This window comes from Oleiphilus sp. HI0061, from assembly GCF_001635675.1.
On the sequence record NZ_LWFE01000448.1, the window covers coordinates 1 to 575 of the forward strand.

1 tRNA gene is annotated in these 575 nt (G+C 41.4%); it reads left to right on the forward strand.

The features are described 5' to 3' along the window. The first annotated feature begins 270 nt into the window (after window positions 1-270). Window positions 271-346, forward strand: a tRNA-Gly gene (locus tag A3735_RS06080). Window positions 347-575 lie beyond the last annotated feature (229 nt).

Here is a 575-nt window from a genome sequence, read left to right on the forward strand (position 1 = left end):
TTACGCTATGGTCAATGTACCAATATCTCACAGCATCGTGGGAGCACTTATTCTCTGAAGAGAGTTAGAAGCGGAGTAAGTATTACTGCTTTGGTATAAAAAATAATCGATCTGCTTCTCGGAAAATAGATAGCTGAAAAAAAGTGAATTATTCTCTTAAACATTGCTTGACTCTTAAATCGAATCCGTTAATATATGCGCCACTTCAGCAACACAGGCAACGAAAAGTTGTTTTTTACTAGAGTGTTGCAATGAAATATGAAGTGATCTGCGGGAATAGCTCAGCTGGTAGAGCACAACCTTGCCAAGGTTGGGGTCGCGAGTTCGAATCTCGTTTCCCGCTCCAAATTCTAAAAAACCTCGGATTTATCCGAGGTTTTTTGTTAGTGGACTATAAAGATTTATCGATATAGTTTACGGTGTAGTTTAAAGGCGCGATAGCAAAGCGCTTAGGGCTCTGCCCGATTAACAAGAGTGCACTGGATTGCTGCAATCCTACGGTAGAATTTGAAGCTCTTGTTTAGTACAAGTTTAAAGGCGCGATAGCAAAGCGCTTAGGGCCCTGCCCGATTAAC